This window comes from Mesorhizobium sp. P3_A8 (assembly GCF_056402995.1).
In genome coordinates this window covers 839467-865058 of record NZ_JBFUGI010000001.1, presented here as the reverse complement: position 1 = coordinate 865058, position 25592 = coordinate 839467, and the positions used below count along the sequence as shown (strand labels likewise).

Below are 25592 nucleotides of genomic sequence, written 5' to 3'. Positions count from 1 at the left end.
GAGGACTGGACCGGCACCGTGGAAGGACTGGATCAGGCGATCCTTGGCCGCGAGCGCCGGCTGGCTGGCGACGAGTTCGGCCATACGCTTGGCGAGCAGTGCGATATCGAGTTCGATACGACGCAGCCGCTGGGTGAAGATGCGCTTCACCATCGGCTCGCGTAGCTGCTCGAGTTGATTGGCAAGGCTGACCTTATCGTCGCTAAGCTGCCTGCGGGCCACGACCAGATCGGCCAGTTGCTCCGCAATCGGGTCGCAACGCACCGGCCGGGTCGGCAGTTCGGCGGTGTAGCGCGCAATCAGCAAGGCATCGATGCGATCATTCTTGGCCAATCGGCCAAGGGCGCGGGCATAGTGGCGCAATTTGTGCGGATTGACGTTCCTGGCCGGCAGATCCGCGCTRCGCAGTGCCTTGGCCACGCCGCGCTCATARCCGCCGCTCGGCTCCATGCCGATGGCGCGTACGGTGCGACCCCGCAGCCATCTGAYCAGCTTGGCCCATCCGTCCTTGTCGTTGTCGAAACGCGCTTGTTCCTGCGTTTGAAACACCGCCACGTCGAGCCAGCCTTTGGCAACATCGATGCCGATGTCCTGAACCGTTTGCGCTACCATCTCCTCGGTCCCTTCCTTGTGTGCGGGGGCTTGCCCCTTGCAACTGTTCGGGTTCACAAAAGAAGGCGGTCGGRCCCCAGCTCATCCACGGTTTAGGCCACCTGAGGGGCGACGGGCTCTCGACCACCGCCACGGATCAGGCAAGCACCTGGTCCGTGGCACCCTCAACAATGCACGATTCCAAACACACAAGGGGGCTTCGTAGAGCGCAAGCTTGGCTTACCTTCGGTCAGCCCTACCGCCCCCGCTCACCGCCAGATGAGGGGCAGCGCCGACCTTCGCCTTCCCTCCTCCCAGGGAAGAGGCATGCCGCATCAGCGCCGCATCTTCACGCCAGGCCCAACATTTCATGTACGACGCAAAGCGTGCGACGCCGGGCGGTGGACCGCCGCCGCCACAGGGCGCATGGTTGCGCTGTCGCTGGCCACTCAATGGGCGCTGGTGCTTGAGAGTGTCAGCGTACTCCCGCCCTTGTCGGGAGCAATGCAATGGAAGACCCCACCGGGCCGCCGCTCACTTTCCATGCGTTGCGCAGGGCGTTCAAGACATCCATTGCCGAACACCTCATCCCTGAGGCGCAATGGACTGATCATTGCAAGGCCCTGCTGCGCGAACTCACGCGCAAGGCGCATGTCGACAGCGGCCTCGTCAACTGGATTGTTCGCGGCGAGATGACCGGGCGCGTGCAGGGAAGTGGCCGGCGCGCTTGCCGGTGAAGACAATTGCCTGAGTCCCGCGCCGACCACTGGCGACCTGATAAAAGGTCCGCCGCCCGATTTGTGTAGCTGGCGGCGGGAGCGCGATCAACCAAGCCGGGATGCTTGGTACGGTTTCGTACAAATCCGGCCGGATCGCGGGAGAGCGACGGCAGGCTGGAGTCTGGAAAGTCTCTAGTGCGGGCAGACCGATATTGGACACGCCACAGCCGTCACCGCCGAAAGCTTCTCGCGCCTGTTCAGCGTCGGCTTTGCGTAGATCTTTTTCACGAATAGTCCCCCGATGGCCCACGCCCGATGACGTTGGTGCGGACCCTGATGTCAATACTGGACGGGCTCGCTTCGAGGCGGACTATTGCCGACGTCTCTTATGGGGCGCCGGCTTGTTGTTCTTGGGTTCCTCGCCCCCACGCAGTGGGGGAGAGGTGGCCCGGCGAAGCCGGGACGGAGCGGGGGGACACCCTACGCAAAGCCAAAACCCTATCAGGGGCTGGCTGACACGACAGGAAGCCTGTCAGAAATGCTGGGAACCACCTCCCAAACGCCGCGCTGGCCCCTCTCCGTCCCGGCTTCGCCGGGCCACCTCTCCCCACTTCGTGGGGCGAGGAACCAGCGCCATGCCGTCCCACCTCACACCAACACCTGAAAAATGTCGCTGGAGGCGTTGCTGCGGATTTCGGCGGCGCCCCTTACCGCCCACCCTTCACCAACGTCCAGATCCACCCAACAAAAGTCAGCACCAGGAACGGATAGCCGGCGGCGGGCAGCGGCGCCGAGGTCGGCAGCAAGGGCGCGCCCCAGATAATCATGCAAGCCGACGCGACAAACAGCACGGCGGCCACGAGCGCGGTGAGCCGCATCCACAGCGCAAAAGTCTTCGGCGCGCTGACCATGACGAGTGCGGCCGCCCAGAGCGTGATGCCGCCGACATAGGAAGGCACGCTGGCCTGCAAGCCGGCCGCATTGCCGGCCAGCAGCAGCGTCTCGCCGGCCAGGAAGGTCAGGAAGCCCGCGGCGACGCAATCATTGCCCAGCCGCTGGTATTTCATGGTCAGCAGCGCGGTCGCCACCACGAGGGCTGCGCCGTCGATCGTCCAGAGCGTTTCGCGCAGCGGAGCGCTGGCGACGAAGGTGCCGGCCAGGCCGAAGGCGCCGCCGATGGCGAGGCCGAGAGAGGCGACGGTGTCGGAAGTGGTGCGCATGTGATGTGTCCCCAAGCTGGAGAGGATACTCCAGGGTAGGGTAATGATAAAGTTCGGCTGGAACTGACTGGCTATGCGAAATTGAAGGGGCGACCAGTCGGCCGCCCCCTTTTACTTCGTTTAAGCCGCCTCCGCCGTTGGAAAGTCGCTGGGAAGTTCCATCGCTGGTACGATGTCGGGGAACAAGCGCCCCTTCATAACGTCTGCGATACGGCCCTGATTGATCTGGTAGTATGACGCGATAAGCGCGTAATTGATGCCCAGATCACGAGCCAGCTTAATCACCGGAACCATTTCCGGTGTCACCTTACGGTCGTGCATTGCCTTTCCTTTCAAGAAAGGGTGCGGTCGAATAACGGTTGACGCAGATTCCCATATGAATCATTGTCGTTTTGCTGTTGTGCGCCGCTATTGGCCACAGGTTCTGATCTGGAACCATTTCCAGACCAGTGTGAAGGCGAGGGATTTGCGCCTCGGCTCCTACCGCCCTCGGCGGCTGCTGAAACTGACTAGGTGGTTCAGACCTGGTCAGATCAGGATGTGGTACCGCCATATGGACTCCATACTGATAAATCTGCTCGATGCACCGTGCGGCGCGCGTCTCCGCACGGTGCATCCTGTTGTCTATCGATCACTACGGACCTCGTTCAGAGTGCGATTTCCCATCTCCGTGAGGCGATAATGGCCGCGTCCGGTGAGTGGATTTATGTAGTAAGTAGCTAAGCCACGGCGCTCCAACGTGCGGTGGCTCACCAAATTTCGAATAACTTGGCTGAGGCGATCGTCGTTTCGGCCCTGAAGAATCTCTAAATCCTCTTCCGTCGGCTCCGTCCCTAGACGTAGTTTTTTGGCCAGTTCGACAGTCGGAATCCCCACCTCCGGATTCTCGGAATCCGCGAGTATTTTAAGGGCAGGTATTACTAAGTCGATTTCGCGCGTCCGCATTCCGTCTCTATATCTCGTTCGAATCCAGCCTCGAATCCATATATAATGATTCGAATCCATGGAATCAGCCGAATCTTAACCATCTTCATTCACCATTTTAGCGGGCGGGTGTCCGTCAATCATCAATCTATAATTTTGGCCGCCGATTAGCTTCTGCAGGGCAATTTTTGCAGCAGGTGGGCGTAGTGAGGATGGCGACAGGAGACTCGAGCTAGCTGCGGCTCTGCGCCAACGATTTCACTTAATCCAAAGCAACGAGCCACTGGATTCGGGCATATTGTGGAGCACTTCGCTGTGGTGTGCGACTCGCGTATGGTGAGGTGTATCGGAGGCAAGCATGCCCTGTAACGGTCGGAACCATCAACCTAGTTGCACATGCGGCTTTAGCGGTGGGCGACATTCGCGATCACACACATTCCGATGGAAAGGATGGAAGCGCGCCTCTATCCGTAGTTACAGCAACGGACCGTGGTCCAAATGCCCCGAGTGTCAAATTGGCGTCTATTACATTTCTGGACCGCGGGGCGGGGGTGCCTTTTTTGACTGCCTTGGTCCACCATGGACTTTACACCCTTGCACCAACAAAAGGCTCGTATATTCGCCTTTCGGCCGTACTGGCCGGCCAAAGTTAAGGGTGCTCAAAACCGTACTAGAGGAGAACGGTTTCCTTCCGCTAATCGTGAGAAGAGTCGAGAGGATCAACGGCGGCTCTATTTTGCATGGTGTGATGTGGGACACACCTACCGCGCTTCACCTCGGAACAATGGAAATCCTAGACCTTGATACAAATAGGCCTGTGTATGTCCGTCGAGACGACTCGGGCTGGGCAAAAGTCAGTCACTTCCCAATGGATAGCCTAGAGCCAATCAATATCTGGATGAGAGACGATACGTTGGGGCCATTGGATCTACTCATGAACCCTCCGCATAAAACGGACAGCGGTCGGTAGCAGCCACTGGCGTACAGAGTGCGAGCGGCGGCAAGGTCATCGCACTACCGAAACCCCGGGGTGTGGCCCGCTGCCTCCGGCAGCTCCCCCGCTTTCGAAGCCTGCCATCGATCCACCGGATCGACGATTTGGCGCGCTCTGCGCGCGCCAACCGGCTTCTCAATCCCCCATCTTCAACGCCTGGATAAACGCCTCCTGCGGGATATCCACCTTGCCGAACTGCCGCATCCGCTTCTTGCCTTCTTTCTGCTTGTCGAGCAGCTTGCGTTTGCGTGAGACGTCGCCGCCGTAGCATTTGGCGGTCACGTCCTTGCGCAGCGCCGAGATGGTTTCGCGGGCGATGACCTTGCCGCCGATCGCGGCCTGGACCGGGATCTTGAACAGATGGTTGGGGATCAGCTCCTTCAGCTTCTCGACCATCTGCCGGCCACGCTTTTCCGCCGCCGTGCGGTGCACCAGCATGGACAGCGCGTCGACCGGCTCCTCATTGACCAGGATCGACATCTTGACGAGGTCACCCTCCTTGTAGTCGGTCAGGTGATAGTCGAACGAGGCGTAGCCCTTGGAGATCGACTTCAGCCGGTCATAGAAATCGAAGACCACTTCGTTGAGCGGCAAATCGTAGGTCAGCATGGCGCGCTTGCCGACATAGGACAGGTCGGCCTGGATGCCGCGCCGGTCCTGGCAGAGCTTCAGGATGCCGCCGAGATAGTCGTCGGGGGTCAGGATGGTGGCGCGGATCCACGGCTCCTCGATCGACGCGATCTTCACCACGTCGGGCATGTCGGCCGGGTTATGCAGCTCCTTCTCCGTGCCGTCATTGAGCTGCAGCCGGTAGACGACGGAGGGTGCGGTGGCGATCAGGTCGAGGTTGAACTCGCGCTCCAGCCGCTCCTGGATGATTTCCAGATGAAGCAAGCCGAGGAAGCCGCAGCGATAGCCGAAGCCGAGCGCGGCACTGGTTTCCATTTCGTATGAGAAAGAAGCGTCGTTGAGGCGCAATTTGCCGACGGCGGCGCGCAGATCCTCGAAATCGGCGGCGTCGACCGGGAACAGGCCGCAGAACACCACCGGCTGCGCCGGCTTGAAGCCGGGCAAGGCCTTTGCCGTCTGGCGCCTGTCTTCGGTGATGGTGTCGCCGACGCGTGTGTCGGCCACTTCCTTGATCGAGCCGGTGAAGAAGCCGAACTCGCCGGGGCCGAGCTCGTCGACATTGATGCGGGCGGGCGTGAACACGCCGGTGCGCTCGACCAAATGTTTTGCGCCGGTGCCCATCATGCGGATGGTCTGGCCCTTCTTCAAAACGCCGTCGATGACGCGCACCAGCACGATGACGCCGAGATAGGCGTCGTACCAGCTATCGACCAGCATCGCCTTCAAGGGTGCGGTCGCATCGCCTTCGCGCGGCGGCGGCAATTGGTGGACGATGGCCTCCAGGACATCCGGAATGCCAAGCCCGGTCTTGGCCGAGATCAGCACGGCGTTGGACGCGTCGATGCCGATCACCTCCTCGACCTGCTCGCGGATGCGCTCGGGCTCGGCGGCCGGCAGGTCGACCTTGTTCAGCACCACGACGATCTCGTGGTTGTTGTCGATCGCCTGGTAGACATTGGCCAGCGTCTGCGCCTCGACGCCCTGCGAGGCGTCGACCACCAGCAGCGAGCCCTCGCAGGCGGCGAGCGAACGCGACACTTCATAGGCGAAGTCGACATGTCCGGGCGTGTCGATGAGGTTGAGGATATAGTCCTCGCCATTGTTGGCGCGGTATTTCAGCCGCACCGTCTGCGCCTTGATGGTGATGCCGCGCTCGCGCTCGATATCCATCGAGTCCAGCACCTGCTCCTTCATGTCGCGCAGCTCCAGCCCCCCGGTGGACTGGATCAGCCGGTCGGCGAGCGTGGATTTGCCATGGTCGATATGGGCGACAATGGAGAAATTGCGGATGTGGTCGAGGGGCGTGCTCATCCGCGCGCTTTAGCAGGGGCGGAAAGCTGCGGCAAGCGGCGGCCTCTGCCGACCATTTCGGCCGACCATTTCTGCCGAATTGCGGGAATATCGATAAAATTTAACCAAATGCATTAGAGCATAATTTCAGACCTGTATGTTAGCTCTGCAAGATATTGCGTTGAAAGGGCTGAAAATGCGGGGGATTGCAGTCAGGTTCGTGGAGTCGCGCAGCGGCTCGATAGTGCCATTGTTCTTTCTCATGCTGGTGCCGATTATATCCGCGGTCGGCTTCTCGGTCGACTATACCAGCGCCATCCAAACCCGGTCCAACCAGCAGCAGGCGCTGGATGCCGCGCTGCTGTCGATAACCAGCATGGACACCACCTCGACGCTGGCGCAGCGCCAGACGGCGCTGCAGGATTCCTTCGTCGCCAATGGTGGCCTGGGCACTGCGACGCTGAACAGTTTTGTGGCTGGTACCACCACGGCCGCCGCCACCGGCCAGGCCTCGGCAAATTTCCCCATGCCGACCATTTTCATGAAGATCGCCAGAATCGACTCCGTGCCGATTGCCGTCGCGGCGGCGGTCAGCAAGCCGCCGGCGCTGGTCAATGCGACCTTCAAGATCTCCAAGGTGTCGGGCTGGTGGAACAAGACGATGACGCTCTACGGCACCCAATTTACAGCGACGACGGCCAAGTCGCTGATGTCCATCGAGTACAGCTATAACGGTTTCGGGGATCCGAAGGGCTACGGCACCACGAACGTGTATACGATCACCAACAATGGTGGCGCGGACATCAAGACGCTCGTCCAGTCGCAAGTTTGCACCACCGCCATCGTGACCACTTTCACCGGCCTGCCCGCCAATGCGATCCTCCAGACCAGCGGCAACAAGAAATATTCGACAACCTGCGTCGACACCATGTATCCGGCCAACGGCGCCGGCGCGTCGATCGATGTCAGCCAGATGGGTGGCCTCTCTCTGCAGATGTACGTGCCATCGGGCAACCCGCAATACCTCAAATCGGACGATGCGAGCACCTCCAACCGACTCTATAGCGGGGTGGACGCGAACTCCCTGATCGAGACCACGACCGGGACGAAGGTCGACATCTTCTCCATCGTGCCTTGTGGCGTCACCAGCTACCAGGCCTGGGAGGACGGTGGCACAACGGTGCCGACTCCGTCTGCAAATGCCGACTTTTTCTACAACGTCACCGGCAAGTGCGACTTCAACAAGCGGCCCTCGGACACGGCGCTGACGCAGTAAGGCCGGAACTGCCGATCGCCCCCCTCGTCGCAGGGCAATCGCCTATGGCGATTTTGCGTCGCGCGGTCGCGCGGCCCGGGCAGCGCTTGCGGGGGCTGCCCCGGCGATCACAAAGCGGTGAACACCAGCCTGGCGGCCGAAGATGCTTAAACTTTGATCGATCCCATTAGACCTTGATTTGCCGGCTGGGTGGTACCTGCGCGGTGACTAATGTCTCCTGGGGGTAGAAAATGTTGAAGGTTGCAGGCCGGTTCGTCCGTTCGCGCAGCGGCTCGATGCTGCCGCTGTTTTTCCTGAGCCTGGTGCCGCTGATCACCGCTGTCGGCTTCTCCGTCGACTACACCGATGCCGTCCAGACCCGCTCCGACATGCAGGAAGCGCTGGATGCCGCGACGCTGGCCATCACCACGCTGCCGACGACCACGGCGCTGAGCGACCGCCAGGTAGCGCTGCAAACAAATTTTGTCGCCAACAACGGCCAGGGCACCGCGACGCTGGCGAGCTTCAACGTCGCCCCCGACGGCACCGTCACCGCCACCACCTCGGCCAGCTTTGCCATGCCGACCGATTTCATGACCATTGCCCGGATCAACACCGTGCCGGTCGCCGTCACGTCTGGCGTCAACAAGGCGCCGGGCCTGGTGCAGGCGACGTTCAAGGTCACCGGGGTGTCGGGCTGGTGGAGCAAGACGATGACGCTCTACGGGACGCAATTCGGTGCCACGGCGGCCAAGCCGCTGATGACGATCGCCTATACCTATGGCAACACCAAGGATCCCAAGGGCTACGGCACCACCATCGTCAGCACCATTACCGGTTCGGGCAGCCAGACCGTCACCACCATGGTCCAGAAACAGGTCTGCACCGTCGGCAACAACCCTCCCAACGGGGTGTCGCTTCAGCAGGATGCGTATGGCACGAGATATTACTGTGTCGACACGATGTATCCGGCCAACAGCGCCGGCGCGGCGATCGATGTCAGCCAGATGGGCGGTCTGTATCTGCAAATGAACGTGCCGTCGGGCAACCCGCAAAACCTCTATTCGAACGACGCGGCCACCTCCAACCGGCTCTACAGCGGAACAGCCGCCAACAGCCTGGTCGAGACCCCCACCGGGCAGATCGTCGACATCTTCACCATCGTGCCATGCGGCCAGACGAGCTATCAGGCATGGGAAGACGGCGGAACCACGGTGCCGGCGCCGTCCTCCAATGCCGACTTCTTCTACAACGTTACCGGCAAATGCGACTTCGACCAGCGCCCCTCGCTGACCGCGCTGACGCAGTAGGGTGATGCAGCCGATCTCCCCCCTCGTGGGGGAGATGGCCGTCGGCACGGCCTTCGCCTATCTCCGTAGCAAAGATGCGCACTCAATCTTGATGAGGCAGCGTATTGGCGGCCCGTATCGGCATGGCTTAGCGTGCGGTGCGTCAGCTCCTGGAGAAGAACGCGATGTCAGACCCCGTGCTGCGTGTGTCCATCTTGCGCTGCGATGCCACGAAGTTTGCGCTGTTGCGAGAGATGATGCTGGAGGCCGAGGCAGCGCTTCGGCCTGGCATCGAGGCCATGCCAGGGCTGCTCGTCTTCGACGCCGGCGCCGACGAGGCGACACTGTCGCTGATCAACACCAGTGTCTGGGACACGCTGGAGCATGCCAGGCAGCTCGATACCTTCCAGCCCATGCTGGATGCGGGAAAGCGATTTGTCGCCGAAGGCGCAAGGTTTGAGCGGCCGATCATGCACTACACCTCGCTGTGGCGTTTCGGACAACTCGCGTAGGCCACGATCACGAACCGGTGAGCGCTGTAACGAAGCGGCGAGTGGCAGCGAAGTGGGGGAATGACCGGCGCATCTGAGCGCCGTCCCACACGGAGCCAGCCGATGCCGAGATCGCCTTCCAGAAAATTCGTCGCATTGTCCAGCCTGGGTGCGCTGGCGCTCGCCGCCTCGCTCGGTGCCGCTGTCGCGCAGCCGCTCAGCGTCGTCGAGCTGTTCACCAGCCAGGGCTGCTCGTCTTGCCCGCCGGCCAACGCCAACCTGATCAAGGTCAAGGACCAGCCCGGCGTTCTGGCGCTGTCCTTCAACGTCACCTACTGGGATTATCTCGGCTGGAAGGACACATTCGGCAAACAGGAATTCACCCAGCGCCAGGTTTCCTACGAGCCGCCGCTCGGCCATGACGGGCCGTTCACGCCGCAAGTCGTGGTCAACGGCCATGCCGATGTCGTCGGCGCCGCGCCCGGCGAAATCCAGCATCTGATCGCGGCGACGGCCAGGACCGGCGGCCCCTCGCTGTCGCTCCAGGGTGGCAAGGTCGCGATCGGCGCCGGTGCTGTGCCGGGCGGCAAGGCCGATGTCTGGCTGGTGCGCTACACCAAGGGCGTCGTCCAGGTGCCGGTGGCGCGCGGCGAAAACACCGGCCGCACGTTGCCGCACGCCAATGTCGTGCATGCGCTGACAAAACTCGGCAGCTGGACCGGCGACGCGACCGCCTATGCGCTGCCAGCCGCGTCCGGGGGCTTGAGCACCGCCGTGCTGGTGCAATCACCGGGCGGCGGGCCGATCCTGGCCGCCGCCACCAACTAGAAATCACGCTTCTGCAAGAGATTGCGCAACGCCGCATGGGCTGCGTCGCAAAATACCGGCGGCCAAGAAACCCGCCACCCCAATCGACAACCCAAGGAGACCACCATGACCATTCTTTCCCGCCTGACGCTGCCCGCACTCGCGCTTGCTTTGTGCTCGACGGCGCTGCTGGCCGGCGGCATCGCCCGCGCCGACGACGCCACCAATGCCATGAAGCCCGCCGCCAACGCCATGAAGCCGGCGGCCGACGCCATGAAACCGGCAAGCGATGCGATGAAGCCGGCGGACCCGATGGCCACCAATTCGATGAAGCCCGCCGCCGATGCCATGAAGCCAGCTGCGGATGCCATGAAGCCTGCTGCGGACGCCATGAAACCGGCGACCGATGCGATGAAGCCGGCAACGGATGCCACTGCACCGGCCAATTGAGATTGGCGCGTGGCCTTCTGTCCCTGGCGGGCTCCCTGTCCAGCCGGGGACAGTTGATGCAGCATCGCACGAATGTGAGGCTGCGCCGCAACTCGCGCATCGCGCCATCGTAGCTGATCCACTAGACTGATCCCAAATGGAAGCCATGAGGAGTGCAACCATGACCAATACCAAGAACCGTTCGACCGGCTTTGTCAGGGGCGCGCTGGCGGCGATGGCCCTTGCCGCCGCGGGCGCCGCCTTCTGGCTGACGCCGGCCGTCTCGGCGGAAGACGCCGTGGTCATCCCGCCGCCGGCGCTCGACGAAAAGGCAGCCTCGGGCAGCGAGACGGCGATCTTCGCCGGCGGCTGCTTCTGGGGCGTCCAGGGCGTGTTCCAGCACGTCAAGGGTGTCAGCCAGGCCGTTTCCGGCTACACCGGCGGTGCCAAGGATGACGCCGTCTACGAGACCGTCGGCACCGGCCGCACCGGCCATGCCGAATCCGTCGAGGTCACCTATGATCCCTCGAAGGTCACCTATGGCCAGTTGCTGCAGGTCTATTTCTCGGTCGCCCACAATCCGACGCAGCTCAACTACCAGGGTCCGGATTCGGGCACCCAGTACCGTTCGACGATCTTCGCCGAGAACGACGCGCAGAAGAAGATCGCGCAGAGCTATATCGGCCAGCTCGACAAGGCCAAGCTGTTTGGCGCGCCGATCGTCACCACAATCGAAACCGGAAAAACTTTCTACCCGGCCGAGAACTACCACCAGGACTTTTTGACGCTGAACCCGACCTATCCCTACATCGTCTACAACGACCTGCCCAAGGTGGCGAACCTGAAGCAGCTGTTCCCGGCGTTGTACAGCGACAAGCCGGTGCTGGTGCTTTCGGCCAGCAACTGATCTTTGCCGCTCGCTGGGGGGTGAGTGACCCCCGGGACTTGCCGTATCCGCCCGCCCCCGCCTGGGATGGGCTATGGATGCCGGCCAGTCCCGGGGCGAAGGCCGGCTACATGCCGCCGGCCTTCATCGCATCGCACGACACATCGGGATTCATGTCGGCGAACGTGCCGGTCGGGTTCTTCTTCCAGGCCCAGACATGCAGCTCATAGAAGGCGCCCAGGCCATATCGGTTGGGCGCGCTGTTGAAGTTGAACAGCTGCCCCTCGAGCGAGGCCGGGCCTTTCGAGGTGATGTACTCCACCGCCACCAGCTTCTGCGTGCCGTCCGCCATCGGCTCGTACATCACCGCTTCCGGCTTCGCCAGATCGACTGCATCGTCTTTCAGATAGGCCGCATTGACATAGTGGATGCCCATGGCGCCGCCGGTGATGCCGCTGGCGCAAGGGATCGGCGCATAGCCTTCCGCGGTGGCCATCGCCACATTCTCGAAACGGCTGTTGGCCGCCCGCACTTTCTCATCCAGCGTGCCGGTATCATGGGCATTCGCCGCCGTGGCCGCGATCGACAGGATCGACAGATTGATGAGATGTCTGGTCCACAGATGGATGTTCATTTTCTCTCCTCGTTGTTGATGCGCGGAAGCAGCCGCTCCCGCTGCGAAGTCGATGGCTGTCAGTCGAACCGGGTGAAGTCCCAGTACTGCGGCAGCTCCTCGAGATCCGGCAGGCCGATGTCGCGTCTCAGATAGTCGTCCTGCGGAGGCAGCCGGCGCCGGCTCTTGCGCAATGGTGCGAACAGCAGCGAGGCAAGCCGCCGGAGAATCCGGCCCAGTAGCGGGCCTCGTCCGACTGGTCTCGAACCCGCCAACACCGCGCTGGACGCGTTGTCAGGCAAGCCGCCACCGCTGCGAAGGGCAGTTGCATGGTCATTGTCGGGATCAACGGTAAAAGTAAGGGTCAAGGACCCGCACCTCCGTGATCTTGTCGACCGGCAGCGCGTTCTTCTGGGCGGTGCTGCGGATCGCCTCGGGCGACGGCGCGTCATAGATGCAGAAGCTCTGCTTCTTGTCGGGCGAGACGAAGGACTGCACCCAGGTCACGCCTTTTTCGGCGTTGCGCATGATGACGCCGCCCAGCGCATCGGCGCCGGCATCGTTCATCGGCACGCTGAGGCCATTTGGAAATGTGCGTTCAACGACATAGCGAGGCATATCAGGTTTCCCTTTTGTGGTGATTCACGCTCGATTTGAGCGCGACGGGACATTGATCACGCTCGCAAAGGGCGCGCATCGGAACCTTTCCCTATATTTTGTGGGAAGATTCCCTATATTGGGGTCGTTATGTGGAGAATGGCACCGGAATGTGTGGAGGGTCACATTTCCGGGCAAGCGCCTTGGACAGTCGTGGCGGATGTCCGGCGCAGCGGTGAAACCGACCCCATTTGAGCGATGACGATGCTTCTGGAACGGCAGGCGCAGCTGGCGCAACTGGACGAACTTTTGGCTGAAGCCGGACGCGGACGCGGACGCGTTGCGGCGTTATCGGGCGAGGCCGGGGCCGGCAAGTCGGCGCTGGTCGAAGCCTTTACCAGCCGCGCCGGGCCAGATGCGCGCATCTTCCGCAGCGCTTGCGAGGACCTGTCGATACCCGACCCGCTCGGGCCTCTCTACGATCTGGCGCGCGAGGCGCAATGGGCGATGCCGCAGGCGGTCGACGCCCGGCAAGGTCGGCGGTTGCCGTTGTTTTCGGACGCGCTCGATGTGTTCGAGGCGAGGACCGGCGCAACGCTGCTGGTGATCGAGGACCTGCACTGGGCCGATGACGCGACGCTCGATTTCGTCCGCTTTCTCGGCCGCCGCATTGCCAGCACCCACATCCTGCTGCTTGTGACGGCGCGCACCGACCGCAGCGAGAGCCAGATGCGCATGCGCCGGGCGCTGGGCGAAATCCCGGCCGGCAGCATCGCCCGCATCGACGTGCCGCTGCTCAGCGAAGCAGCGGTGCTGTCGCTCGCCGCCGGCGCCGGCCGTGACGGCGATGCCATCTACCGGGCGACCGCCGGCAACGCCTTCTTCGTCACCGAATTGCTGAGCGCCGAGAATGAAACGGCACTGCCAGCCAGCGTGCGCGACGCCGTTTTGGCGCGCGCCGAACGCCTGTCTGAGGGCGCCCGTTCGATGCTTGACGCAGTGTCGGTGTTTCCAAGGCGCGCCGACGCCTGGGCCTTGCAGGGCCTGTGCGGCGTGGCCGCCGCCGGCCAGCTCGCCGAATGTGTCTCGAATGGCCTGCTCGACGATCTCGGCGACGGCTACGCCTTCCGCCACGAAATAGCCCGCCGCGCCATCGAGACGATGCTGACGACGAGCCAGCGGCGCGAGTTCAACCAGCGCGCCCTTTCCGCGCTGCTCGAGAACGGGTCCGTTGCGACGGCGCGCCTGGTCCACCACGCCGTGGAGGCAAACAATCTGCAGGCGGTGCGTGAATTCGCGCCGATCGCGGCGCGGGAGGCCTCGCGTGTCGGCGCCCATCGCGACGCCGCCGGCTACTATGAGGTGGCCTTGCGCCAGGCCGATACCTTGCCTGAGGAAGAGCGCGCCGAGCTTTACGAGCACTATGCCTTCGAGTGCCATTTGATTGCGCGCATCGACGAGGCCATCAAGGCACAGGAACAGGCGCGTGTCTTGCGACAGGCGCTTGGCAACACGCTGAAGGAAGGCGACAGCCTCAGATGGCTGTCACGCTTCGCCTATCTCTTAGGCGACCGAGAGGCGGCCGACATGTTCGGCGCCCAGGCGGTCGCGTTGCTGGAGACCGTGCCGGTCAGTGCCGAGCTTGCCATGGCCTATTCGAACCTTTCGCAACTGGCGATGCTGGCCGAAAGGCTGGACGAGACCTTGTCGCTGGGCGCCAGGGCCATCGAGCTCGCCGAACGGTTGAACAGGCCGGAAGTCGTTTGCCATGCGCTCAACAATGTCGGCGCCGCCGAGCAGTGGCTCGACCTGGACTCGAGCCGTCTGCATCTTGCCCGCAGCCTCGAAATCGCGCTGCAAGAGAATTTCCAGGAACATGCGGCCCGCGCGTTCACCAATTGCGCTTGTGGCGAAATGAACCAGCTGGGCTACAGCCAGGCCCAATCCTTCCTCGATCGCGGCATCGACTATTGCGTCGAGAACGATCTGGCGACCTGGCGCGATTACATGCGTGGTGTACGGGCACAGTTGCTGCTGCGTCAGGGATGCTGGGATGAGGCGGCTGCCGAGGCACTGGATGTGATTGCCAACGACCGGGCGACCGCCCTGGTGCGCTATCCCTCTCTGGTGGCACTGTCGAGGCTAAGGGTCCGTCGCGGCGACCCATCGGCAGAGCCGCTTCTGGCCGAGATGAAGCAATTTCTGGAAAAGGGAGCCGAGCTGCAGCGCCTGTCGCCCTATGCGGCGGTGATTGCCGAACAGGCCTGGCTCGGCGAGGCGGACAGGGACGAGGCGCTGCGGCTGATCGGCCTTGCCGAGAGCCTGTCGCCGACGCGCGCGGTCTTCGCCGAGCTGGCCTGCTGGCTGCTGCTGCTGGCACCCGATGCCGATCCGGGCGACACCACAGGCATGGCCGCGCCCTACCGGATGCTGATGGCCGGAGACTGGCGGGGCGCTGCCATGGTCTGGGCGGAACTCGACGCCCCTTACGAACGCGCGCTGGCGCTCGCCCAGGGCGACGAGGCCGCGCAGCGGGAGGCGCTGGAGATTCTCGAGGCGCTCGGCGCCCGTCCGGTCGCAAACCATGTGCGTGAGCTCATGCGGCAGAACGGCGTCATTCGCATTGCCAGGGGCCCGCGCCGCACCACCCGCGCCAACAGCGCCGGCCTGACCCAGCGCCAGATGGAAGTGCTGCAGCTGATCGAGCGCGGCCTGTCCAACAAGCGTATCGCCGACCACCTCGCCATTTCGCCGAAGACCGTCGATCACCATGTCTCGGCGGTCCTGGGCAAGCTGGATGCGGTCTCGCGAGGAGAGGCCACAGCCGCCGCGCGCGATTCCGGATTGATCTGAAACCGCGGCGGATCAGTCGTAAGTCAGGTCCGTCGCCTTCCCGCCAAACACCCGGTAGGCATAGAAGGAGTAGAAGATGATGACCGGCAGCACGACGACAGTGCCGACCAGGATGATGGCCAGGCTTTCGGTCGCCGACGCCGCCTGCCAGATGGTCAATTTGTCCGGCACCACGAACGGGTAGAACGACCAGGCGAGACCGGCAAAGCCGAGCGTGAAGATGGCGGCCAGCGTCAGGAACGGCGTCAGCGCATGGCGGTCGTCGGGCTTCGGCAGATGGAAGGTCTGCCGCCACAGCCACAGGAACAGCAGCGCCGACAGGATCGGCAGTGGCGACAGATAGAGCATCTGCGGCCAGACGAACCATTTGTCGAAGATACGCGGGCTGGCGAAGGGCGTCGCCAGCGACACCGCCGCCATGCCGAAAGCGGTCAGCACCAGTGCGGTGCGCAGCCAGAGCACGGCCTTCTTCTGCAACTCACCTTCGGTCTTGTAGATCACCCAGGCGGCGCCCATCGCTGCGTAGGCCGCGGCCAGGCAGAATGCCACCAGCGCGCCGAACGCCATGCCGCCAAAGCCGACATCGAGGCCAAGCACATAGACGCCCAGCATATAGCCCTGCGCCAGCGAGGCGATGACCGAACCCATGAAGAAGATGCGGTTCCAGCGATGCTTCTTGCCACTCGGCACCTTGGCGCGGAAATCGAAGGCGACGCCACGCAGGATCAGCCCGACCAGCAGCACGAAGACGGGAATGTAGAGCGCGGTCAGGATGACGCCATGCGCCAGGGGAAAAGCGACCAGCAGCAGGCCGACAGCCAGCACCAGCCAAGTCTCGTTGGCATCCCAGAACGGACCGATCGCCGCGATCATCGTGTCCTGCTCGGCGTCTTCTGCAGCGGCGAACAGGATGCCGATGCCAAGATCGAAACCGTCGAGGATGACATAGATCAGGATGGCAAGGCCCATCAGACCGGCGAAGATCAGGGGGAGCAGGGTTGGCCAGTCGAAAGTCATGTCACTCTCCTGCGGCCGGTTGCGACATGGCCGTCTTCATCACACCCGGCAGCGGTGAGGTGTCGCCATCTTTCGCCGCCTTCAGCGCCAGATGCACCAGCACGCCGAGATAGGCGATCAGCAACAGCACGTAGAGAATGAGATAGATGGCGAGCGTCAGCGCGACATGGCTGCCCGCCACCGGGCCGACGGCGTCGGCGGTTTTCAGCACGCCCGTCACCAGCCAGGGCTGGCGGCCGATCTCGGTCGTGTACCAGCCGGCCAACGTCGCCAGCCAGCCCGACAGCGCCATCGGCACCATCAGCATGGCGAGCGGCTTCGGCAGGCTATGCCGGCGCTTGAGGAAGAAGGCCGCCGACCACGAAACGGCGAGCATCAGCAGCCCGGTGCCGACCATGATGCGGAAGCTCCAGAACAGCGGGAAGACCGGCGGATGGTTGCCTGGAAAATCGTTCAGCCCCGGCACCACACCGCTGGTCGAGTGCCGCAGCACCAGGCTGGCACCGTCGGGAATGGCGATCTCGAACCTGTTCTCCTTCGCGGCTTCGTCGGGCAGCGCGAACAGCACCAGCGGCACGTTGGGGCCGGTGTTCCAGTTGGCCTCCATGGCAGCGATCTTCTGCGGCTGGTGCTCCAGCGTGTTCAGCCCGTGCTGGTCGCCGGCAAAGATCTGGATGGGAATAAGGACCGCTGCGGCGAAGACGCCGGTGCGCAGCGCCTTCCACATCGATTCCGAGCGGTCGCCGTTGAGATAACGCAGCGCCGACAGGCCTGATATGAGGAACGATACCGTCAGCCCGGAGGCGAGCAGCATGTGGACCAGCCGGTAGGGCATGGACGGGTTGAAAACGATCGCCCACCAGTCGACGGCATGCGCCACGCCATCGCGCATCTCGAAGCCGGCCGGTGTCTGCATCCAGGAATTCAGCGCGATGATCCAGAAGGCGGACAGCGTGGTGCCGCCGGCCACCAGCACCGTCGCCAGCGTGTGCACGCGGTTGGAGACGCGGCGGAAGCCGAACAGCATGATGCCGAGGAAGGCCGCTTCGAGGAAGAAGGCGGTGAGGATCTCGTAGGCCAGCAGCGGCCCGGCGATGTTGCCGACCTTTTCCATATAGCCCGGCCAGTTGGTGCCGAACTGGAAGCTCATGGTGACGCCGGAAACCACGCCCATGGCGAAGGACAGCGCAAACACCTTCACCCAGGTGAAATAGGCGCGCATCCAGGCGGAATCATTGGTCGCGTTGTAGCGCAGCTTGAAGAACAGCAGCACCCAGCCAAGTGCAATGGTGATCGTCGGAAACAGAATATGAAACGAAATATTCGCGCCGAACTGGATGCGCGACAATATGAGCGGGTCCATGGCGGGCTCCGGCTGCTGCAAGTACTCGGGAACGATAGGCCCGAAGCCGGTTCAGGTCAAAGCGGCGTCCTGCCGCGAGGCTGAACGCCACAGGACAATTTTACCGGTCCATGCCGCGCTTAAGGACTGGTCTCCGGCACAGCGCCAAGCGCATCCGCGAATTTGCGCATCAGGCGCACCAGCTCTTCGATGTCATGCGCCTCCCAGGTTTCGAAAATGGCGCGGCCGATCTTTTCGCGCGCTGCGTCGACGAGGTCGGTCATCGCCTTGCCCTTCGGGCTGATCACGGCCTCGCGCACGCGCCGGTCGGCGGCGCTGGCCTGGCGCTGCACGAGGCCGAGGCTTTCCAGCTTGGCGACCTGGCGGCTGACGGTCGTGTAGTCACGCCCGACACGGTCGGCCATCTCGACGACGCCGATCGGCCCGAAACGCTCGATGCCGACAAGCAGCGGGAACAGCGCCCGGTCGAGCGGAATGCCGGCCGCCTTGATCAGCAGCTCGTCGCGCTGCGGCCGGTTCATCACGCCGACAATATCGAGCACCGCCCCATGTATCTGCCGCAGCTGATCGGAGATATGTGTATTTTGCACGGTTTTTGTTGACGGCATGCCGAAACTCCTTATATGTGCATTATACACATAATCTGGAAGCCAGAAAGGCAAACCATCATGAAAGCCGCGATTGTTTCGAGCGCCGGGCAGGCGCCCATCTACGGTGATTTCTCCGAATCGGTGCCGGCGGTGGGCGAAAGCCGCGTCACGGTCACCGCCGCCGCCATCAGCCATGTCGTCAAGAGCCGCGCCTCGGGCGCGCATTATAGCTCGTCCGGCCGGTTCCCCTTCGTCGTCGGCATCGATGGCGTTGGCCGGCTCGAGGACGGCAGCAAGGTCTATTTCGCGCTGCCCAGGGCGCCCAACGGCAGCATGGCGGAGTGGACCGTCGTGCCCGAGGCGCATTGCGTGGCACTGCCCGACGGGCTGGACGATATCACCGCCGCCGCCATCGCCAATCCCGGCATGTCGTCATGGGCTGCCTTCACCGAGCGGGCGAAGCTGAAGCCGGGAGAAACCGTGCTGGTCAACGGCGCCACCGGCACGGCAGGTCGCCTCGCCGTCCAGATCGCCAGGCATCTCGGCGCCAAGAAAATCATCGCCACCGCCCGCAACGCAGCCGCACTCGATGCGGTCGCGGCGCTCGGCGCGGATGTGACGATACCGCTCGTCGAGGACGGGGCGGCTCTTGAGGAAATTTTCAAGCGGCAGTTCAAGGAGGGCGTGGATGTCGTCATCGACTATCTCTGGGGCAACAGCGCCGAACGCCTGCTGGTCGCCGCCGCCAAGGCCAGCCCTGATGCGGTACCGGTCCGCTTCGTCCAGATCAGCGCCGTCAGTGGCTCCGACATCACCTTGCCGAGCGCGGTTCTGCGCTCATCCGCGATTGCCCTGATGGGCAGCGGTATCGGCAGCGTGCCGCTCGACCGCTTCATCGCCTGCACCGGCGATCTGCTACGCGCCGTGGTGCCGGCCGGCCTTCAAATCGCCACCACGCCGGTTCCGCTGGCCGATGTCGGACAGGCATGGGCCAAGGATGACAGCACAAGGCGCACCGTGTTCACGCTGGGCTGAAGCAAACGGGTCTCTGTCCGAAACTGCATCGCGGCACGCCCGATCCTCAGAACTCGCGGCCTTCGCTGCAGCGGCATTGGTGATGGCACTGCAATGATCGTCCCGCACTGGCTGTCCAGAACTGTCAGCAGCACCATCGACTTGCGGTTGCACGCACCGACATTCGGCCTATATCAGGGGACCTCTTTCAGGCAGCCGTTTTCAGCCCATGCCCTCCATTCTGTCCATTTCCGGGGTCTCCAAGACCTACGCCACTGGTTTCACCGCGCTCAAGGAAGTCAGTCTCGACATCCAGCGCGGCGAGATTTTCGCGCTGCTTGGGCCCAATGGCGCCGGCAAGACGACGCTGATCTCGATCGTCTGCGGCATCGTCAACCGCTCGACCGGCACCGTCACCGTCGACGGCCACGACATCAACAAGGACTACCGCGCCGCGCGCAGCCTGATCGGCCTGGTGCCGCAGGAACTGACCATCGACGCCTTCGAGAGCGTCTGGGCAACCGTTAGCTACAGCCGCGGCCTGTTCGGCAAACCGGCCAACCCTGCCTTTGTCGAGAAGGTGCTGAGGGATCTCTCGCTATGGGACAAGAAGGACGCCAAGGCGATCACGCTGTCGGGCGGTATGAAACGCAGGTTGATGATCGCCAAGGCGCTGTCGCATGAGCCGCGCATCCTGTTCCTCGACGAGCCGACCGCCGGCGTCGACGTCGAGCTACGCCAGGACATGTGGGAGATGGTGCGCCGGCTGCGCGAGGATGGCGTCACTATCATCCTCACCACCCATTATATCGAGGAGGCCGAGGCGATGGCCGACCGCGTCGGCGTCATCAACCGCGGCGAGATCATCCTGGTCGAGAACAAGGCCGAACTGATGCGCAAGCTCGGCCGCAAGCGGCTGGTGCTGGAACTGCGCAACCCGCTGACCGCCATTCCGGAGGCCTTTTCGCGCTATGCGCTGGAGCTGTCGCCGGATGGCGGGCAACTGATCTACACCTATGACAACCAGGCCGAGCGGCCGGGCGTCGCCTCGCTGATCCGCGACCTCGAGGCCGGCGGCATCCAGTTCCGCGACATCGACACGCAAAACAGCTCGCTCGAGGAGATCTTCGTCAATCTGGTGAGGAGAGAGCCATGAACCTGCGCGCGGTCTGGGCCATCTACCGGATGGAAATGGCACGTGCTTTCCGCACCGTGCTGCAGAGCATCGTCTCGCCGGTCATCTCGACATCGCTCTACTTCGTCGTCTTCGGCTCGGCCATCGGCTCGCGCATCACCGAGATCGACGGCATCAGCTACGGCGCCTTCATCGTGCCGGGGCTGATCATGCTGTCGCTGTTGACGCAGTCGATCTCCAATGCCTCCTTCGCCATCTACTTCCCGAAATTCGTCGGCTCGATCTACGAATTGCTGTCGGCGCCGGTGTCCTACCTGGAGATCGTCATCGCCTATGTCGGCGGCGCCGCCACCAAATCGATCATCCTCGGCCTGATCATCCTCGCCACCGCCTCGCTGTTCGTGCCGCTCACCATCCTGCATCCGTTCTGGATGCTCGCCTTCCTGGTGCTGACGGCGGTGACCTTCAGCTTGTTCGGCTTCATCATCGGCATCTGGGCGAAAAGTTTCGAACAGCTGCAACTGGTGCCGCTGCTGATCATCACGCCGCTGACTTTCCTCGGCGGCAGCTTCTATTCGATCAACATGCTGCCCGGCATCTGGAAGACGATCACGCTGTTCAATCCGGTAGTGTACCTGATCAGCGGCTTCCGCTGGAGCTTTTACGGCAAGTCCGACGTCTCGGTCGGCATCAGCCTCGGCATGACGCTGGTGTTCCTGGCCGTCTGCATCGCGATCGTCGCCTGGATCTTCAAGACCGGCTACCGGCTGCGGAACTGACGCGGCAAAGGCGCCCTGAGACGCCGCCGAGATCTGTAGAGATTCAGGTCAGGCCGGCCTCACCTGAATATCGGCAGATCTAGATGGCCTTGACCAGCCGCAGCAGCCCCAGCATCTCGATATAGGTCCCCTCGCGGAAGGCGATATAGACCGGCTCCTCCATACCGTGGAAGCGGCGCTTGAATGCCGCCTGGCCCTGCAGGTTGAACCGGCGGCGGTTGACCCATGGCGAAGAGTAGGCGCGCTGGAAGACGTTGCGCCAGAAATCGCTTTCGGCAAATCCGCTCGGGTCGACGTCGACGAGCGGTGACAGGCCAAGCGTGACCACCTCCATGCCCTCCTCGCGAAACCGGTCGACGGCGAATTTGGTCAGCCCGATCTCGGCGTGCGGCGAAGCATCTATATGCTTGCGCTTGAAGGCGGTGGTGTAACCGATGACCTTGCCGTCGCGGAACAGCGGATCGAAATCGAGCAGGGCGATCAGCTCGCCATCGGGTCCATGCAGGACGAAGCGGCGCATGTCGGTGCCGAGGTGATCGTTGAAGGGGCGGTTGAGGAAGCCCATCTCCCAGCGCTTGACGATGCGGTCGCCGCGCCAGTTTTCGGACAGCCGGGCGATTTCGTCGAGGAACACCGTCCGCTTGTCTTCCTCGAACGAAAAGCCCTTCTTCGAGAGCCAGCGCTCGGAATAGCGCACGGTCTCGTTGCGCTTGCCGGAAAAATCATGCTCGGGCAGGACGAGCCTTGTGTCGATGCCCAGCCGGTTGACCTTGTAGCCGAGCCCGGCCAGCACGCGCGCGGTCTCCTCGCCGATCTGCACGAACCATGGGTCGCCGGCGGTCTCGACGAAGCGTCTGATGTAGTCGGCCCGCCGGGCCGGCGCCGCCACCGGGTCGCCGAGAGCGAAGTGATGCTTCATCTTGGTGCCGAAGGCGATGTAGCCGTCGGCGTCGCCAAAATAGGAAAGCTTGGCTTGCACCGCGGTGGAATAGGCGAGCGAGAAATCGCCATGGCGGCGGACAAGCGCCAGCCGTTCGACATGTGTCAGCGCAAGGCGCTCGACCTTGGGCGAGGCGCCCTCGAGGATGTTGTCGAAATAGATCCGCAAGGAGGGCATGGTCGAGATTCCGCGTGCCGTCTGTGGCGCGACGTGTCTTTCGACACGCTGGACGCGCCACGGCGTCCTGTTTTTTCGTAGGAAGCCAAAATCGCTGCGATTTCGAATTCCTGCGTGGGTAACGAGATCCGCCAGCCCCCGGAGCTCGAATCAATCACATTGCCGCGACCTGATTATCGCCGATGCCGCGGATATGCCATATAGGGCTGCATGGTTTCGGACAGAAGCGGGCATCCCGCTTCATGTCGTTGTTTTGGCCGCATTTTTGCGATGGAAGTTGTTTCCGCTTGGCGGCGCAATGCTCTGGAGCGCAAGCGCGGCCCGGCGCGGGGCCTCGGCAATGGGTACCGATCCGCTGCATGGGTTTGCGCGCGATCAAACGGTTACAGCGTCCTGCAAACCTTGTCGGGATGCCGTGGCGGTTGAATGGGTTTTGAGAGTGAATGACTGATACGACGACCAGACCGATGGTGGAGCAGTTGGTGGCGATCGAGCCGGCGATCGTCATTGGCGCCGGTGCTGCGGGACTGGCCGCCGCGCAGGCTTTGATGAAGGCCGGCGTGCCGGCGTCGATCCTGGAAAAGGAGAGCCGGCTGGCCGAGCCCTGGCATCGGCGGCACCAGCAACTGCATCTCAACACCCATCGCGATCTCTCGGCACTGCCTGGCCTTTCCTATCCCGGCGATACGCCAGCCTTTCCACCCAAGAGCGTCGTTATCCGCCATATGAACGATTTCCGGGACGCGAACCGGCTGCCGGTGGAGTTTGGCGTCGCCGTCGAGACCATCGTGTTCAGGGGCGACCACTGGGCCGTGCGCACCAGCACCGGCTCACGCCTGGCGCGTCATGTCGTCGTCGCCACCGGCCGCGACAAGGAGCCGTTCACGCCGCAATGGAAGGGCGCGGAGGCCTTCGCGGGCCGGATCATCCATTCGGCGGATTTCGGCGACGCCAGGTCCTATGCCGGCAAGAAGGTGCTGGTTGTCGGCGCCGGCAATTCGGGCTTTGACGCCCTCAATCACCTGGCTGGCGTGGATGTGGCGGCTCTCTGGCTGTCGGCCCGCAACGGCCCCGCCATTCTGCCCAAGCGGATCGGCAAGATCGCCGTGCACCGGCTCTCGCCGCTGATGGCGCGCCTGCCGCTGCGCGTCGCCGATGCGGCGATCGCCGCGACGCAGCGCCTGGTTTTCGGCGATCTGACCAAATTCGGCATGCCGCCCGCGCCGTCGGGCGGCGCCAGCCGCCTGACCTCCGACTACACCGCGATTGCCGCGGACGATGGCGCCGTCGACGCCATCAAATCGGGCAAGATCACCGTCGTGCCGGCGATACGCGAGTTCAGCCGCGACGGCGTGATCCTGGCCAATGGCAGCCTGATCGATCCCGATATCGTCATTGCCGCGACCGGCTACCGCACCGGGCTGGAGCGCATGGTCGGCAGTCTCGGCGTCCTCGACAGCAAGGGCGTCCCGCTCTTCAATGGCGGCGACGCCGATCCGAAACTGCCCGGCCTGTGGTTCACTGGTATGCGGCCGAGCATTCGCGGCTGCTTTGCCAATGCCGGCATATTGGGCAAGGCGATCGCCAGGCGGATCGCCGGTGCGTCCCTGCCCTCGGGTGACTCACGCTGATTTGACTGGAGGCGGCTTTGACTCGTTCCTTGCCATGTTATATAACATGTTATGGATTTAGAGCAATTCCAGGAGAAGTGTGAACGGTTTTCCGTTCGGAATTGCGTCAAAACAAAGAGTTAGAGTGGTTCGCCGTTTCCGTGAAACCGTGAACTGCTCTAGGGACAGATTGATCATGGAAGACGTTATTCGGTCGCTTGGCTATCTCTGCCTGGGCAGCAGGCTGAAGCGCATCGGTGAACAATTGCAGGCCGACGCGCAGCATCTGCTCGACGGCCTGGAGGTCCCGCTTCAATCGAGCCAATACCCGCTGCTTGCTGCGCTCGACAGGCTGGGGCCTTTGGCCGTCGGCGAACTGGCGCAATCGCTCGGGCTGACCCAGCCAGGCGTGACGCGAAGCGTGTCGCTGCTGGTCGAGTTGGGGCTGGTCGAAGCCGTCCAGTCGGAAGGTGACCAGCGCCGCAAGATGGTCTCCCTGACGGGCAAGGGCCAGCGCCTGGTCGACGTGGCGAAGCGGGACGTCTGGCCGCGCATCGAGCGCGCCGTCGCGGATCTGTGCCGGGACCTCTCGGGGCCGCTTCTCGATCAACTCGCCGCTATCGAGGACGGGCTCTCCGCCGCTCCACTCGATCGCCGTGTGAAAAAGGGTGTCGCGCAGTGAAACATGTCCTCGACCGGCCCGTCTGGAGCGCGCTTGCGACGCGCCATCAAGCCCTCGCGCAAGGTGGCGAGCTCGCCAGGCGCTATTCGCCGTCATTCGCCCTCTTCGCCGCCACCGCCGCGGACGATGCCGAAAGCCTGCAGGCGCTCAACGACCTTGTCGGCCCCGGTGACAGCGTCATCATGGCTCAGGCCGACCCCATAGCCCTTCCGGCCGGCCTCTCGGCAATCTCGCAAGCCGCAGCCGTGCAAATGGTTGCCGATGCGCCGTTACAGCTGGTGTCGGATGATCGGGTGCAACGCCTGACACAAGACGATGTGGCGGAAATGGTGGCCCTGGCGGCGCTCACCAAGCCCGGCCCATTCACGTCCGGAGCGTTGAGCCTTGGCGACTTCTGGGGCGTGAAGGCCGGCGGCCGGCTGGTGGCGATGGCCGGCGAACGGATGAAGCAGCCGGGTTACAGCGAACTCAGCGGCGTCTGCTCGCATCCGGATGTCCGCGGCGGCGGCCTCGGCCGGCTGCTGTCCGTGGTCGTGGCCAATCAGATTTTCGCACGCGGCGAGGTACCCTACCTGCACGCCTACGCGACCAACGCCGGCGCGATAAAGCTGTACGAATCCATCGGCTTCAAATTGCGAAGCGCGATCAATGTGGCTATCGTCCAACGTCAGGGATAGCGGCAGGCTGGAAGTGGCTC

The 25592-nt window shown here is 63.2% G+C and carries 25 protein-coding genes; 14 read left to right on the top strand and 11 right to left on the bottom strand.

Going from position 1 to position 25592, the window contains the following annotated elements:
• Positions 1 to 612 (bottom strand): IS110 family transposase (locus tag AC1DX4_RS04100; RefSeq protein ID WP_477219082.1); only part of this gene is annotated, 612 nt, incomplete at its 3' end.
• 488 nt (positions 613 to 1100) lie between these two features.
• Between AC1DX4_RS04100 and AC1DX4_RS04095 the strand changes: the two genes are divergently transcribed.
• Positions 1101 to 1328 (top strand): hypothetical protein, encoded by a 228-nt coding sequence (locus AC1DX4_RS04095; protein ID WP_477219081.1) that lies wholly within the window; start codon positions 1101 to 1103, stop codon positions 1326 to 1328.
• Between the two features lie 689 nt (positions 1329 to 2017).
• On the opposite strand, the gene AC1DX4_RS04090 is transcribed toward AC1DX4_RS04095, so the two are convergent.
• The 3 genes from AC1DX4_RS04090 to lepA form a co-directional block, all read right to left on the bottom strand.
• Positions 2018 to 2530: a hypothetical protein gene (locus AC1DX4_RS04090; protein ID WP_477219080.1), complete on the bottom strand. Its 513-nt coding sequence runs from the start codon at positions 2528 to 2530 to the stop codon at positions 2018 to 2020.
• Between the two features lie 120 nt (positions 2531 to 2650).
• Entirely contained in the window at positions 2651 to 2851 is a 201-nt protein-coding gene (locus AC1DX4_RS04085; RefSeq protein ID WP_477219079.1) for a hypothetical protein, read from the bottom strand.
• Between the two features lie 1732 nt (positions 2852 to 4583).
• Positions 4584 to 6389 carry a translation elongation factor 4 gene (gene lepA / locus AC1DX4_RS04080; RefSeq protein ID WP_477219078.1) on the bottom strand — a complete coding sequence of 602 codons (1806 nt, stop codon included), beginning with the start codon at positions 6387 to 6389 and terminating at the stop codon, positions 4584 to 4586.
• 175 nt (positions 6390 to 6564) lie between these two features.
• On the opposite strand from lepA, the gene AC1DX4_RS04075 reads away from it, so the two are divergent.
• The 6 genes from AC1DX4_RS04075 to msrA all read left to right on the top strand — a co-directional run bounded on the left by AC1DX4_RS04075 (position 6565) and on the right by msrA (position 11546).
• On the top strand, positions 6565 to 7644 hold the full coding sequence (locus tag AC1DX4_RS04075; protein ID WP_477219077.1) for a TadE/TadG family type IV pilus assembly protein: 1080 nt from the start codon (positions 6565 to 6567) through the stop codon (positions 7642 to 7644).
• A 230-nt stretch (positions 7645 to 7874) separates the two neighbouring features.
• A complete protein-coding gene (locus tag AC1DX4_RS04070) occupies positions 7875 to 8933 on the top strand; it encodes a TadE/TadG family type IV pilus assembly protein (protein ID WP_477219076.1) in 1059 nt (352 codons plus the stop codon).
• 164 nt (positions 8934 to 9097) lie between these two features.
• A complete protein-coding gene (locus tag AC1DX4_RS04065; protein ID WP_477219075.1) occupies positions 9098 to 9424 on the top strand; it encodes a hypothetical protein in 327 nt (108 codons plus the stop codon).
• A 102-nt stretch (positions 9425 to 9526) separates the two neighbouring features.
• Entirely contained in the window at positions 9527 to 10231 is a 705-nt protein-coding gene (locus tag AC1DX4_RS04060; RefSeq protein ID WP_477219074.1) for a DUF1223 domain-containing protein, read from the top strand.
• A gap of 105 nt (positions 10232 to 10336) precedes the next feature.
• Positions 10337 to 10660 carry a hypothetical protein gene (locus AC1DX4_RS04055; RefSeq protein WP_477219073.1) on the top strand — a complete coding sequence of 108 codons (324 nt, stop codon included), beginning with the start codon at positions 10337 to 10339 and terminating at the stop codon, positions 10658 to 10660.
• Between the two features lie 160 nt (positions 10661 to 10820).
• The gene (gene msrA / locus AC1DX4_RS04050) at positions 10821 to 11546 is read left to right on the top strand and encodes a peptide-methionine (S)-S-oxide reductase MsrA (RefSeq protein ID WP_477219072.1); all 726 of its coding nucleotides are present in this window, start codon (positions 10821 to 10823) and stop codon (positions 11544 to 11546) included.
• A gap of 106 nt (positions 11547 to 11652) precedes the next feature.
• On the opposite strand, the gene AC1DX4_RS04045 is transcribed toward msrA, so the two are convergent.
• Genes AC1DX4_RS04045 through AC1DX4_RS04035 form a run of 3 tightly spaced genes read right to left on the bottom strand, consistent with a single transcriptional unit; the run spans position 11653 to position 12756 of the window.
• Positions 11653 to 12159: a hypothetical protein gene (locus AC1DX4_RS04045; RefSeq protein WP_477219071.1), complete on the bottom strand. Its 507-nt coding sequence runs from the start codon at positions 12157 to 12159 to the stop codon at positions 11653 to 11655.
• Between the two features lie 59 nt (positions 12160 to 12218).
• Entirely contained in the window at positions 12219 to 12506 is a 288-nt protein-coding gene (locus AC1DX4_RS04040; protein WP_477219070.1) for a hypothetical protein, read from the bottom strand.
• Positions 12484 to 12756, bottom strand: coding sequence for a DUF4242 domain-containing protein (locus tag AC1DX4_RS04035; protein ID WP_095202994.1), 273 nt, complete (start codon positions 12754 to 12756; stop codon positions 12484 to 12486). The genes AC1DX4_RS04040 and AC1DX4_RS04035 overlap by 23 nt, the downstream gene beginning before the upstream one ends.
• A gap of 243 nt (positions 12757 to 12999) precedes the next feature.
• Between AC1DX4_RS04035 and AC1DX4_RS04030 the strand changes: the two genes are divergently transcribed.
• On the top strand, positions 13000 to 15588 hold the full coding sequence (locus tag AC1DX4_RS04030) for an ATP-binding protein (protein WP_477219118.1): 2589 nt from the start codon (positions 13000 to 13002) through the stop codon (positions 15586 to 15588).
• A gap of 12 nt (positions 15589 to 15600) precedes the next feature.
• On the opposite strand, the gene AC1DX4_RS04025 is transcribed toward AC1DX4_RS04030, so the two are convergent.
• The 3 genes from AC1DX4_RS04025 to AC1DX4_RS04015 all read right to left on the bottom strand — a co-directional run bounded on the left by AC1DX4_RS04025 (position 15601) and on the right by AC1DX4_RS04015 (position 18576).
• Positions 15601 to 16605, bottom strand: coding sequence for a cytochrome d ubiquinol oxidase subunit II (locus tag AC1DX4_RS04025; RefSeq protein ID WP_477219069.1), 1005 nt, complete (start codon positions 16603 to 16605; stop codon positions 15601 to 15603).
• Between the two features lies 1 nt (position 16606).
• A complete protein-coding gene (locus AC1DX4_RS04020; protein WP_477219068.1) occupies positions 16607 to 17968 on the bottom strand; it encodes a cytochrome ubiquinol oxidase subunit I in 1362 nt (453 codons plus the stop codon).
• A 119-nt stretch (positions 17969 to 18087) separates the two neighbouring features.
• On the bottom strand, positions 18088 to 18576 hold the full coding sequence (locus tag AC1DX4_RS04015) for a MarR family winged helix-turn-helix transcriptional regulator (protein ID WP_477219067.1): 489 nt from the start codon (positions 18574 to 18576) through the stop codon (positions 18088 to 18090).
• A gap of 60 nt (positions 18577 to 18636) precedes the next feature.
• Here AC1DX4_RS04015 and AC1DX4_RS04010 point away from each other — a divergent pair, with 60 nt between their 5' ends.
• From AC1DX4_RS04010 to AC1DX4_RS04000, 3 genes are all read left to right on the top strand, one after another.
• Positions 18637 to 19593 carry a quinone oxidoreductase family protein gene (locus AC1DX4_RS04010; RefSeq protein ID WP_477219066.1) on the top strand — a complete coding sequence of 319 codons (957 nt, stop codon included), beginning with the start codon at positions 18637 to 18639 and terminating at the stop codon, positions 19591 to 19593.
• 208 nt (positions 19594 to 19801) lie between these two features.
• On the top strand, positions 19802 to 20728 hold the full coding sequence (locus AC1DX4_RS04005) for an ABC transporter ATP-binding protein (RefSeq protein WP_477219065.1): 927 nt from the start codon (positions 19802 to 19804) through the stop codon (positions 20726 to 20728).
• Complete coding sequence (locus AC1DX4_RS04000) at positions 20725 to 21486, top strand: ABC transporter permease (protein WP_477219064.1); 762 nt, start codon at positions 20725 to 20727, stop codon at positions 21484 to 21486. The genes AC1DX4_RS04005 and AC1DX4_RS04000 overlap by 4 nt, the downstream gene beginning before the upstream one ends.
• Positions 21487 to 21565: 79 nt before the next feature.
• On the opposite strand, the gene AC1DX4_RS03995 is transcribed toward AC1DX4_RS04000, so the two are convergent.
• Complete coding sequence (locus tag AC1DX4_RS03995) at positions 21566 to 22603, bottom strand: phosphatidylglycerol lysyltransferase domain-containing protein (protein WP_477219063.1); 1038 nt, start codon at positions 22601 to 22603, stop codon at positions 21566 to 21568.
• A 443-nt stretch (positions 22604 to 23046) separates the two neighbouring features.
• On the opposite strand from AC1DX4_RS03995, the gene AC1DX4_RS03990 reads away from it, so the two are divergent.
• The 3 genes from AC1DX4_RS03990 (at position 23047) to AC1DX4_RS03980 (ending at position 25572) form a co-directional block, all read left to right on the top strand.
• A complete protein-coding gene (locus tag AC1DX4_RS03990) occupies positions 23047 to 24234 on the top strand; it encodes a flavin-containing monooxygenase (RefSeq protein WP_477219062.1) in 1188 nt (395 codons plus the stop codon).
• Positions 24235 to 24409: 175 nt separating this feature from the next.
• Positions 24410 to 24895, top strand: a complete 486-nt coding sequence (locus AC1DX4_RS03985; RefSeq protein WP_477219061.1) for a MarR family winged helix-turn-helix transcriptional regulator — start codon at positions 24410 to 24412, stop codon at positions 24893 to 24895.
• Positions 24892 to 25572 carry a GNAT family N-acetyltransferase gene (locus AC1DX4_RS03980; protein WP_477219060.1) on the top strand — a complete coding sequence of 227 codons (681 nt, stop codon included), beginning with the start codon at positions 24892 to 24894 and terminating at the stop codon, positions 25570 to 25572. Before AC1DX4_RS03985 ends, AC1DX4_RS03980 begins: the two co-directional genes overlap by 4 nt.
• Positions 25573 to 25592: the final 20 nt, after the last annotated feature.

Excerpts from the sequence above, each read along its gene's own strand:
- AC1DX4_RS04090 (WP_477219080.1), bottom strand. The coding sequence starts at position 2,530 with ATGCGCACCACTTCCGACACCGTCGCCTCTCTCGGCCTCGCCATCGGC.
- AC1DX4_RS04045 (WP_477219071.1), bottom strand. The coding sequence starts at position 12,159 with ATGAACATCCATCTGTGGACCAGACATCTCATCAATCTGTCGATCCTG.
- AC1DX4_RS04035 (WP_095202994.1), bottom strand. The coding sequence starts at position 12,756 with ATGCCTCGCTATGTCGTTGAACGCACATTTCCAAATGGCCTCAGCGTG.
- AC1DX4_RS04075 (WP_477219077.1), top strand. The coding sequence starts at position 6,565 with ATGCGGGGGATTGCAGTCAGGTTCGTGGAGTCGCGCAGCGGCTCGATA.
- AC1DX4_RS04005 (WP_477219065.1), top strand. The coding sequence starts at position 19,802 with ATGCCCTCCATTCTGTCCATTTCCGGGGTCTCCAAGACCTACGCCACT.
- AC1DX4_RS04095 (WP_477219081.1), top strand. The coding sequence starts at position 1,101 with ATGGAAGACCCCACCGGGCCGCCGCTCACTTTCCATGCGTTGCGCAGG.
- AC1DX4_RS04020 (WP_477219068.1), bottom strand. The coding sequence starts at position 17,968 with ATGGACCCGCTCATATTGTCGCGCATCCAGTTCGGCGCGAATATTTCG.
- lepA (WP_477219078.1), bottom strand. The coding sequence starts at position 6,389 with ATGAGCACGCCCCTCGACCACATCCGCAATTTCTCCATTGTCGCCCAT.
- AC1DX4_RS04015 (WP_477219067.1), bottom strand. The coding sequence starts at position 18,576 with ATGCCGTCAACAAAAACCGTGCAAAATACACATATCTCCGATCAGCTG.
- AC1DX4_RS04055 (WP_477219073.1), top strand. The coding sequence starts at position 10,337 with ATGACCATTCTTTCCCGCCTGACGCTGCCCGCACTCGCGCTTGCTTTG.
- AC1DX4_RS04000 (WP_477219064.1), top strand. The coding sequence starts at position 20,725 with ATGAACCTGCGCGCGGTCTGGGCCATCTACCGGATGGAAATGGCACGT.
- AC1DX4_RS04065 (WP_477219075.1), top strand. The coding sequence starts at position 9,098 with ATGTCAGACCCCGTGCTGCGTGTGTCCATCTTGCGCTGCGATGCCACG.
- AC1DX4_RS04030 (WP_477219118.1), top strand. The coding sequence starts at position 13,000 with ATGCTTCTGGAACGGCAGGCGCAGCTGGCGCAACTGGACGAACTTTTG.
- AC1DX4_RS04010 (WP_477219066.1), top strand. The coding sequence starts at position 18,637 with ATGAAAGCCGCGATTGTTTCGAGCGCCGGGCAGGCGCCCATCTACGGT.
- AC1DX4_RS04070 (WP_477219076.1), top strand. The coding sequence starts at position 7,875 with ATGTTGAAGGTTGCAGGCCGGTTCGTCCGTTCGCGCAGCGGCTCGATG.
- AC1DX4_RS03995 (WP_477219063.1), bottom strand. The coding sequence starts at position 22,603 with ATGCCCTCCTTGCGGATCTATTTCGACAACATCCTCGAGGGCGCCTCG.
- AC1DX4_RS03985 (WP_477219061.1), top strand. The coding sequence starts at position 24,410 with ATGGAAGACGTTATTCGGTCGCTTGGCTATCTCTGCCTGGGCAGCAGG.
- AC1DX4_RS03990 (WP_477219062.1), top strand. The coding sequence starts at position 23,047 with ATGACTGATACGACGACCAGACCGATGGTGGAGCAGTTGGTGGCGATC.
- AC1DX4_RS04025 (WP_477219069.1), bottom strand. The coding sequence starts at position 16,605 with ATGACTTTCGACTGGCCAACCCTGCTCCCCCTGATCTTCGCCGGTCTG.
- msrA (WP_477219072.1), top strand. The coding sequence starts at position 10,821 with ATGACCAATACCAAGAACCGTTCGACCGGCTTTGTCAGGGGCGCGCTG.
- AC1DX4_RS04060 (WP_477219074.1), top strand. The coding sequence starts at position 9,527 with ATGCCGAGATCGCCTTCCAGAAAATTCGTCGCATTGTCCAGCCTGGGT.
- AC1DX4_RS04085 (WP_477219079.1), bottom strand. The coding sequence starts at position 2,851 with ATGCACGACCGTAAGGTGACACCGGAAATGGTTCCGGTGATTAAGCTG.